This window comes from Nocardioides sp. (assembly GCF_964229035.1).
Taxonomy (GTDB): domain Bacteria; phylum Actinomycetota; class Actinomycetes; order Propionibacteriales; family Nocardioidaceae; genus Nocardioides.
In genome coordinates, this window is sequence record NZ_CAXRAZ010000007.1 from 1 (window position 1) to 8,798 (window position 8,798).

Consider the following 8,798-nt stretch of genomic DNA (forward strand, 5'->3'; position numbering starts at 1 on the left):
AACGGCAGGCGATTCGACGAGAATCGCCTGCCGTTTGCTTGTGACGACGGGGAACAGCAGCCTCGGCTACCGGGAGGGGCGCTCCCAGACGGTCGGGGCGCTGGTGCGCAGGGGCGAGGAGGAGTCGGCGAAGCCGAGGCGGATGTCGCGGGCGAGGACGCCGTTGCGCACGCGCTGGGGGTGGTCGCCGACCCGCGTGGTGTCGACGATGCGGCCGGTGCGGTAGCTGATGCGCGAGACCGTGTCGGAGCCGCTCCAGGAGATGTAGCAGTACTTCCCGTCCCAGCTCGGGGTCACCCAGTAGGGCTTGAGGCCGCCGTTCAGCAGGCGGCCGGTGCGGAAGGTGCGGGCGTCGACGACGGTGGCGTAGTCGCTCATCGTGCCCGCCACGCAGATCTTCGTGCCCGCCGGGTTCATCGCGATGCCGTGGTGCGCGGAGTCGAGCAGGTACTGCTGGCGCGGCAGGTTCGGGATCCGGTTGGGCAGCCGCTTGACGCGCACGATGTCGCCGCTGCGGCGGTCCATCGCCACGAAGCCGTGGAAGAAGCTGAGCTGGAAGTAGAACGTCTGCTCGTCGGGCGACAGCGTCATCGGGCGCACCGCGATCGAGACGTCGTCCAGGCCGCGGGCGTCCAGCGCGCCGCGCAGGTCGTAGCGGCGCTCGATCTCCAGGGTCTTCGCGTTGACGATCTGCAGCACCCGGTCGTCCTCGAGCGGGTCGGGCAGGTTCGGGTCGTCGAAGGGGCTGTAGACGGTGCCGATGCTGGCGTGCAGGATCCGCTTGCCGCCGTCGATGAAGATGCTCTCGTGGGGCGAGCCGCCGGAGCGGAAGCGGCCCAGCTCCTTGCCGTCGCGCATCCGCAGCAGGTGCACGACGTTGCCCGTGGAGGCGCTGACGACGACGCGCGTGCCGTCGGGCGAGACGGCCATGTGGTCGGAGCGCACACCCTCCACGGGGAAGCGCCACACGATCTCACCGGAGGCGATGTCCAGGCCCACGACGTCGGCGAAGGAGGGCCGCGAGACGACGAGCAGCCGGCCGTCGCGGCTGGCGTACATGTCGTCGACGAACTGGTCGTTGCCCTCGCCGATCAGGGCCCGGATGCCGAGGAAGAAGGCGAGCCGGTAGGGGTTGGCCGCGATCTCGGTCATCCGCTCGGTGTAGTCGGGCACGATGTCGAGCCGCCCGATCGGCCGGAACGAGCCCGGCGCGAGCACCGTGGCGGTGCCGGCCCAGTTGTCGCCGACGTACACCGCGCGGCGCACGTCGTCCCCGATCGGGGCGGTGCTGCCGCCGTCGGCGTCGGCCGGGGCGGCCACGGCACCGGCGGCCAGCGCGCCGCTCAGGAGTGCGGCGGCGAACGCGGCGAGGGCCCGGACGGGGCGGGACGGGACGGGCATGGCATCTCCTCTGCTCGCGACGCCGGAGCACGGGCGTCGCGGCGTCAGTGTGACCCAGATCGGCCGCGGGGGCGATCCGTCCCGGGGTGTGGCCTCGCCGCGGACCCGTTCAGCCGGCCAGCTCGTGCACGAACTCCCCGAGCTGCACCAGGTTGCGGCACTCCACCATCGGCACCAGCGCCCCGTACGACGGCGCCGCGGAGTCGCCCGACCCCCAGTGCCGCGGGTGCTCGGGGTTGAGCCACCACGCGTGGCGGGCCGGGCCCACGATCGCCTGCAGCTCCTCCAGCGCGAGGTCGGAGTAGTTCGAGCGGGCATCGCCCAGGATCAGCACCGAGGTCTTGGGGCCGATCGCGTCGGCGTGCAACTCGTTGAACTTGGTGAACGCGCGGCCGTAGTTGGTGCGGCCCCACAGCGCGGCGTGCGCGGCGGAGGCGGCGAGGTCGGCCATGACGTCGACGGGGTCGGCCCCGGGCCTGAAGTGGTGGGTCACCTCGTGCACGTGGTCGATGAAGGTGAAGGCCCGCACCTTGGTGAACTGGTCGCGCAGCGCGAAGACGAGCATGAGGGTGAACTGGGCGAAGTTCGCCACCGAGCCCGACACGTCGCACAGCACCACCAGCTCGGTGCGGTGGGGGCGCTTGGGGCGCTGGAAGGTCGTGAGCGGAACCCCGCCGGTGGACATCGAGGCCCGCACGGTGCGGCGGAAGTCCAGCGGACCGCGCTTGCGCGAGTGGTGCTCCTTGGTGAGCCGCACCGCGAGGCGCCGGGCGAGCGGCTGGATCTCGCGCCGCATCTGCTCCAGGTCGGCCTTGCGGGCGGCGGTGAAGTCGAGCCGGTCGATGGTGGGCCGCAGCGCCACGTTGGCGACGTGGTCGGCGCCCTTCTCCTCCGCGATCCGACGACGCGCGTCGGCCTCGACCTGCGCGGTGAACGACCCGATCCGGCGGCCGGCGGTGCGCTCGGTCTCGGCGTCGGTGAGGCCCTCGGCCGCCAGTGCCGCCACCAGACGATCGACCAGCTCCTGCGGCGCGACGCGCTGCAGCGCGGTGTAGGCCGACCAGGACGACAGGCCCGGCCCGCGGCCCGGCATGGCCCCGAAGCGGGCGACCATCTCCGCCGCCAGCCGGGCCAGGGTCGCCTCGTCGGCCGCTTCGAGCGCCTGCGCCAGCCGCTCGCGGAAGTCGGCCAGGGCGGCGGCGTTGTCGCGCACCGGTCCGGCCTGCGTCGGATCGCCCGGGTCCCCGGGCTCGCCACCCTCCGCGGACTCACCGGCCTCGGCCGGGTCCCCCGACTCCCCGGAGGGGTCGAGCGTGGTGCCGCCGTCGCCCACGAGTGCGGGCCAGTAGAGGTCGAAGAGCGCCTCGAAGGTGGGCCGCTGGGCGTGCTTCTTCACCACGGTGGCGGCGTAGGCCTCGCGCACCAGGGTCCGGTCGTCCCAGCTGACGACGCCGAGGGCCGCGACGGCGTCGAGGTCCTCGGCCAGCGAGACCGCGAGGCCGGCGCCGCGCAGCGCCTCGCAGAAGGCCAGGTGCCGGTCGAGCAGGCCGCTGCGCGCCGCCGCGGGGTCGGGGTCCGGCGCGCCGCGCCGGGAGAGCAGGCTCATCGCCGGCTCACCGGGCCAGCCGGAGTTCCTTGACCGCCCGCTCCTGGTCGCTGGCGTGCTTGAGGATCACGCCCAGGGTGGCGGCGATGGCGGCGTCGTCGAGGTCGCGGATCTCCAGGGCCACCAGGGTGCGGGCCCAGTCGATCGACTCCGCGATCGAGGGGGCCTTCTTCAGCTCCAGCTCGCGCAGCCGCGCCACGGTGGCCACGAGCTGGCCGGTGATGCGGTCGTCGAGGTCGCCCACCTGGGCGGCGACGATCTCGCGCTCGCGCTCGACGTCGGGGTAGTCCAGGTGGAGGTAGAGGCAGCGACGCTTCACGGCCTCCGACAGCTCGCGGCTGGCGTTGGAGGTGAGCACCACGAACGGGCGGCGCACGGCGCTGACGGTGCCGAGCTCGGGGATCGTCACCTGGAAGTCGGAGAGCACCTCCAGCAGCAGCCCCTCCACCTCGATGTCGGTCTTGTCCACCTCGTCGATGAGCAGCACGGTGGGCTCCTCACGGCGGATGGCGGTGAGCAGCGGGCGGCTGAGCAGGAACTCCTCGGCGAAGATGTCGTCGTGGGTGTCGGCCCACGCGGCCTGGTCGCCGGACCCGGTGCCGGTGGCCTGGATGCGCAGCAGCTGCTTCTTGTAGTTCCACTCGTACAGCGCACGGGCCTCGTCCAGGCCCTCGTAGCACTGCAGGCGCACGAGGTCGGCCCCTGTGGCACGGGCCACGGCCTTGGCCAGCTCGGTCTTCCCGACGCCGGCCGGGCCCTCCAGCAGCAACGGCTTCTCCAGCGCCCCGGCCAGGAAGGCGGTCGTGGCGGTGGCGGCGTCGGGGAGGTAGCCGGCGTCGTGGAGCCGGCGGGCGGCGTCGTCGGGCGAGGCGAACCAGGTCGTGGCCGTCATGCCGGCAGTCTCGCACCGCGGTCGCGGGGCCTGCCGACGGCGTCCGAAGTGGCGCCGATCACGCCCGACCGATACCGGAACGACGAGTCGTGACGGACGGGTCACATTTTTCGCACCCGCCCGTGACCTCTCCGCGGCGGCCTCGTTGATCCAGGCGTCGGAGCACCACGGCCCCCCGGGGGCCCGGAGGTTCCGGCGCACCCCCTCCCACTCCCATCCCCGCAGCACCACCCGCACCACCTGCACCACCGACCGTCACGAGATCCGCCACCGACCAGGAGCCACCGATGATCAGCACGCCGACCCGCCGCCTCCGGGTGGCCGTCGAGCTGGTCAAGTGCGCCGTCGTCGGAGCGGTGGCCTTCATGGCGGTCACCCCCGCAGTCGCTCAGACCTTCGACGCCGCGCACGAGGACGCCACCACGGTGCAGGCCGCACCCGGCGGCGCGGTGATGTCGGACCGGCTGACGCGGCTCATGGCGGAGTTCGACTGCTCGACCACCGGCTTCGGAGCCGACGTGATCCCGGCCGGCGCGCTGGTGCGCCGCGATGCCCGGGTCTCGGTGGTCAGCTTCGCCGCGGGCTGGCGGGTCTTCACCGGGGACGACGACGGCACCTTGGTCGCCGTCTGCCGGGAGGGTCGCTAGAAGCCCTCGGAGGCGGGTCGGTCAGGGCATGGGGGCCTGACCGCACCGCGTCCGAGTCGTCGGGCCGGTCGGTTCATGGGGGATCGATCGGCCCGACACCACGTCGGGACCTGTCCGGCTCGGGGGAGCCGGACAGGTCCCCTTGGCGTTCCCGTGGTGGACCCGGGGCCGTCGCCCCGGGTCACCAGCTGGACTTGGTGATCCCCGGCAGCTCGCCGCGGTGGGCCATCGCGCGGAACCGCACCCGCGACGTGCCCGTCTTGCGCAGGTAGCCCCGCGGGCGCCCGTCGACCTGGTCGCGGTGGCGCAGCCGCACGGGCGAGGCGTCGCGCGGCAGTCGGCGCAGCGCCGCCTGGGCCTCGCGCTGCTCCCGGCTGCCGGGCTCGGCGGTGCGCAGCGTCTCCTTGATCGCCGCGCGACGCTCGGCGTAGCGGGCCACGACACGTTCGCGCCGCTTCTGGGCGGCGATCTTGCTCTGCTTGGCCATCAGCGCTCCTCGCGGAACTCGACGTGGCGCCGGATGCGGGGGTCGTACTTGGAGAGCACCAGCCGGTCGGGGTCGTTGCGCCGGTTCTTGCGGGTCACGTAGGTGTACCCCGTGCCGGCCGTGGACCGCAGCTTCACGATCGGTCGCACGTCGCTGCCGCGCCTGGCCATCAGATCCTCCCGTCGCGGCGCAGGATCTCGGCCACGACCGCCTCGATGCCGCGGGCGTCGATCACCTTGATGCCGCGGGCGCTGACCCGCAGCGTGACCGTCCGCCCCAGGCTCGGCACGTGGTAGCGCTTGCGCTGGATGTTGACGTCGAACCGCCGCTTGGTGCGGCGGTGGGAGTGCGAGACGTGGTGACCGAAGCTCGGCGTCCGCCCCGTCACCTGGCACACCTGTGACATGCCTGGCTCCTTCTGATAGAAATAGGAATCGTTCTCAACAGTATTCCACACCGACAACCGAGGAGCCATCGGTGAAGAAGGGCATCCACCCCGACTACCGCCCCGTCGTGTTCCGGGACCGGTCCGGCGGCCTGCTGCTGCTCACCCGTTCCACCCGCACGACCGGCCGCGACGGCGAGACCATCGAGTACGAGGGCGCGACCTACCCCGTCATCGACGTCGACGTCTCCAGCGCGTCCCACCCGTTCTGGACCGGCAAGGCACGCCACGTCGACACCGAGGGCCGGGTCGAGAAGTTCCAGCGCCGCTACGGCCGGGGAGCCTCGGCCGAGAGTGGGACCTCATGAGGACCCCCGTGGTCCTGCTCACCGGCGTCGACGCCGCCTCGATGGCCGGGGCCATGGTGAGCCTGCAGTTCGACCTGCCCGGCGCGGTGGCGGTGCGCCACGAGATCGACGTCGAGGCCCAGACGCTGCTGCGCGTCGTGAGCGACCTGTCCGGCGTCGTCGAGACCGAGCGCATCGACCTCGCCCACGCCTGCGTGAGCTGCGCGATCCGCGAGGACGTCGTGCCGACCCTGGAGCGGCTCGCCGCCACCGGGCGCTGGCAGACGATCGTGGCGCACCTGCCCGTCGGCGCCGAGGCCCGCCAGGTGTGCGGGGTGCTGGCCTGGGACACCCGGCTCGCACGGCGGCTGCGCATCGCCTCCGTGGTCACCGCGCTGTCCGGCGCCGGCCTGGCCGACTCCCTGCTCGGCGAGGACCTGCTCGTGGAGCGCGGCGTGCAGACCAGCGACGACGACCGCCGCGGCGTCGGCGAGGTCGCCTGCGCGATGGTGGAGTACGCCGACGTCGTCGTGCTGGACGGGCTCGAGGGCGAGATCGACCGCGACGGCTGGGCGCTCGTGCGCACCCTCGCCCGACCCGACGCCGCCGTCGTGCGCGGGGTCGTCGACCTCACCGCCGACCTCGTGCTCTCCCGTCGTCACCAGCACGGCGCCACCGAGGCCTGGGCGGGCAACGTGCTCGAGGCCGAGGCGCCGCAGCCGGCCGGCTCGATGGTCTGGCGGCTGGACCTGCGCAGCGAGCACGCCTTCGACCCCGTGCTGCTGCTCGACGACATCGAGGTGCTCGGCGCGGGGCGGCACCGCTCGCGGGGCTGCTTCTGGCTGCCCACCCGGCCCGGCGACGCCCTGGCCTGGGACGGAGCCGGCGGGCAGCTGAGCATCGGCCTCGCCGAGCCGTGGGGACGACGTCGTCCCTTCACGCGACTGCTGCTCATCGGGCTCGGCACCCCGCCGCTGCACCTGATCCCCGAGTTCGACCGGCTCCTGGCCCCGGGAGCCACCGCCCGCGCCACCACCGGCACCGCCACTGCCGAGGACGGCTTCGAGCCGTGGCTCGGCCCGATCGAGGGAGTCGCCTGATGGCCGTCCCGAAGCGCCGACTGTCGCGCTCCAACACCCGCCACCGGCGCTCGGCGTGGAAGGCGACGGTGCCCGCGCTGGTGCCCGTCGTCGTCGACGGCCGCACGCACCGCGTGCCGCGCCACCTCGTGCGCGCCGTGCAGGAGGGCCTGGTCGACCCCGCCACCGGAGCACCCACGAGAAGCTCGGGAAGGAGGTACCGATGAAGGTGCGCAACAGCCTGCGCAGTCTGAAGAACCAGCCCGGCTCGCAGGTCGTGCGACGCAAGGGCCGGCTCTACGTGATCAACAAGCAGAACCCTCGCCTCAAGGCCCGTCAGGGCTGAGCCTCGGCGCGGCACCCCCGACCGGCCCGGGGCGCGGACTCTCTCCCCGCGCTCCGGGCCCACCGCCGTCCCGGACGACGCCGCCCGAGACCGGCGAGCCGGAGCGGCCACTAGGATCCCCGTCGTGGAGATGAGCGGTGGCACGCTGCTGCTCGGGGTCGGCGCCCAGAAGGCCGGCACCACCTGGCTGTACCGCCAGCTGAGCCGCTCGCCGGCGTTCGCGGCGCCGTTCCGCAAGGAGCTGCACGTCCTCGACGTCGCCTCGCTGCCCTCCCACGGCTGGATGCGACGCAGGATCGAGGCCGAGGCGGCCGGCGACCCCGGCACGGGAGTCGGGTCGCCCGCCCACCGGCTGCGCCTGGCCGACGACCTCGACGCCTACGCCGACTACCTCGCCGGGCTGCTCGCCACCCCCGGGGCCGTGGCCACCGCCGACATCACGCCGTCCTACGCGCTGCTGCGACCCGAGACGGTGGCGGCGGTGCGCGCCGCGATGGACGCGCGGGGCGTGCGCACCGTGGCGGTGTTCCTGATGCGCGACCCGGTGGAGCGGCTGTGGTCGCAGGTGCGGATGCGCCACGACCGGCCGCGGGCCGGGGAGACCGGCGTCCGCGACGCCGTCGCGGAGTTCCGCGAGGCGCTGCGGCGTCCCGGCTTCCGCGCCCGCTCCGGATACGTGCAGACCCTCGACATGCTCGCCGAGGCACTGCCCGCGGCCGACGTGCACCTCGGCATCTACGAGGACCTGGTGGCGGCCCCCGCCACCTGGCACGCCATCCGCGAGCTGGTGGGTCTGCCGCACCTCGAGCCCGAGCTGGAGCAGCGCGCGAACGTGTCCGGCACCCGCGCCGAGCTGCCCGAGGCGCTCGCCCTGCGCGCCGCCACCCGCTTCGCCGAGGTGTACCGCGAGGTCGACCGCCGGCACCCGGAGTTCGACGTCGCCCGGCGCTGGCGGCACGCCTCCCACGTGCTGTGACGCCCTAGGCTGCGGTCCATGACCTCCCGGACCGCGCTGGTGCTCACCGTGATCGGCGACGACCGCCCCGGCCTCGTCTCGGCGATCGCCGCGGTGATCGAGCAGCACGGCGGCTCCTGGGAACGCAGCCGGCTCGCGCAGCTGGCCGGGAAGTTCGCCGGCGTGGCGCAGGTCGAGGTGCCCGCCGACGCCGTCACCGCCGTCGAGGCCGATCTCGCGGCGCTGGCCGCCCAGGGCCTGTTCGTGCGCGTCGACGCCGGCGTGGCCGCCGCCGACGCAGACCCGCCCGCCGCGACCTGGCGGCTGCACCTGCTCGGCGCCGACCGCCCCGGCATCGTCGCGCAGATCTCGCGCACCGTGGCCGCCCACGGCGTCGGCGTGCTGAGCCTGGAGTCGGGCCTGCAGGACGCCCCGATGGCCGGCGGTCAGCTCTTCGAGGCCACCGCCGTGCTCGCCGTGCCCGCCGCCGCCGACCTGCCCACCCTGCAGGCCGACCTGGAGTCCCTGGCGGCCGAGCTGATGGTCGACCTCGACCTCTCCGAGTAGCAGCCGGGGGGACGTCGTCACAAGCGAACGGCAGGTCGAATCGTCGATTCGACCGGCCGTTCGCTGGTGACGACCGGGGCCTCAGT

13 protein-coding genes are annotated in these 8,798 nt (G+C 73.7%); 7 read left to right on the forward strand and 6 right to left on the reverse strand.

Going from position 1 to position 8,798, the window contains the following annotated elements:
• Nucleotides 1-66: 66 nt before the first annotated feature.
• From ACERUN_RS02570 to ACERUN_RS02580, 3 genes are all read right to left on the reverse strand, one after another.
• Nucleotides 67-1,401, reverse strand: coding sequence for a YncE family protein (locus tag ACERUN_RS02570; RefSeq protein WP_370288104.1), 1,335 nt, complete (start codon nt 1,399-1,401; stop codon nt 67-69).
• Between the two features lie 109 nt (nt 1,402-1,510).
• Entirely contained in the window at nt 1,511-3,007 is a 1,497-nt protein-coding gene (locus ACERUN_RS02575; protein WP_370288105.1) for a VWA domain-containing protein, read from the reverse strand.
• A gap of 7 nt (nt 3,008-3,014) precedes the next feature.
• Nucleotides 3,015-3,899 carry an AAA family ATPase gene (locus ACERUN_RS02580; protein ID WP_370288106.1) on the reverse strand — a complete coding sequence of 295 codons (885 nt, stop codon included), beginning with the start codon at nt 3,897-3,899 and terminating at the stop codon, nt 3,015-3,017.
• Nucleotides 3,900-4,186: 287 nt separating this feature from the next.
• Here ACERUN_RS02580 and ACERUN_RS02585 point away from each other — a divergent pair, with 287 nt between their 5' ends.
• Nucleotides 4,187-4,546 (forward strand): hypothetical protein, encoded by a 360-nt coding sequence (locus tag ACERUN_RS02585; RefSeq protein WP_370288107.1) that lies wholly within the window; start codon nt 4,187-4,189, stop codon nt 4,544-4,546.
• A 181-nt stretch (nt 4,547-4,727) separates the two neighbouring features.
• On the opposite strand, the gene rpsN is transcribed toward ACERUN_RS02585, so the two are convergent.
• From rpsN to rpmB, 3 genes are read right to left on the reverse strand one after another with little or no spacing between them, the layout of a single operon-like run.
• A complete protein-coding gene (gene rpsN / locus ACERUN_RS02590) occupies nt 4,728-5,033 on the reverse strand; it encodes a 30S ribosomal protein S14 (RefSeq protein ID WP_370288108.1) in 306 nt (101 codons plus the stop codon).
• Nucleotides 5,033-5,203 carry a 50S ribosomal protein L33 gene (rpmG, locus tag ACERUN_RS02595; protein WP_370288109.1) on the reverse strand — a complete coding sequence of 57 codons (171 nt, stop codon included), beginning with the start codon at nt 5,201-5,203 and terminating at the stop codon, nt 5,033-5,035. Before rpmG ends, rpsN begins: the two co-directional genes overlap by 1 nt.
• Entirely contained in the window at nt 5,203-5,439 is a 237-nt protein-coding gene (gene rpmB / locus ACERUN_RS02600) for a 50S ribosomal protein L28 (protein ID WP_370288110.1), read from the reverse strand. Before rpmB ends, rpmG begins: the two co-directional genes overlap by 1 nt.
• A 71-nt stretch (nt 5,440-5,510) precedes the next feature.
• Here rpmB and ACERUN_RS02605 point away from each other — a divergent pair, with 71 nt between their 5' ends.
• The 6 genes from ACERUN_RS02605 to ACERUN_RS02630 all read left to right on the forward strand — a co-directional run bounded on the left by ACERUN_RS02605 (nt 5,511) and on the right by ACERUN_RS02630 (nt 8,712).
• Nucleotides 5,511-5,786 (forward strand): type B 50S ribosomal protein L31, encoded by a 276-nt coding sequence (locus ACERUN_RS02605; protein WP_370288111.1) that lies wholly within the window; start codon nt 5,511-5,513, stop codon nt 5,784-5,786.
• Complete coding sequence (locus ACERUN_RS02610; protein WP_370288113.1) at nt 5,783-6,865, forward strand: GTP-binding protein; 1,083 nt, start codon at nt 5,783-5,785, stop codon at nt 6,863-6,865. The genes ACERUN_RS02605 and ACERUN_RS02610 overlap by 4 nt, the downstream gene beginning before the upstream one ends.
• Nucleotides 6,865-7,071, forward strand: a complete 207-nt coding sequence (gene rpmF, locus ACERUN_RS02615) for a 50S ribosomal protein L32 (protein ID WP_370288114.1) — start codon at nt 6,865-6,867, stop codon at nt 7,069-7,071. Before ACERUN_RS02610 ends, rpmF begins: the two co-directional genes overlap by 1 nt.
• Nucleotides 7,068-7,190 (forward strand): type B 50S ribosomal protein L36, encoded by a 123-nt coding sequence (ykgO, locus tag ACERUN_RS02620; RefSeq protein WP_370288115.1) that lies wholly within the window; start codon nt 7,068-7,070, stop codon nt 7,188-7,190. The genes rpmF and ykgO overlap by 4 nt, the downstream gene beginning before the upstream one ends.
• Before the next feature lie 124 nt (nt 7,191-7,314).
• Nucleotides 7,315-8,166, forward strand: coding sequence for a hypothetical protein (locus tag ACERUN_RS02625; RefSeq protein WP_370288116.1), 852 nt, complete (start codon nt 7,315-7,317; stop codon nt 8,164-8,166).
• Nucleotides 8,167-8,184: 18 nt separating this feature from the next.
• Nucleotides 8,185-8,712, forward strand: a complete 528-nt coding sequence (locus ACERUN_RS02630; protein ID WP_370288117.1) for a glycine cleavage system protein R — start codon at nt 8,185-8,187, stop codon at nt 8,710-8,712.
• Nucleotides 8,713-8,798: the final 86 nt, after the last annotated feature.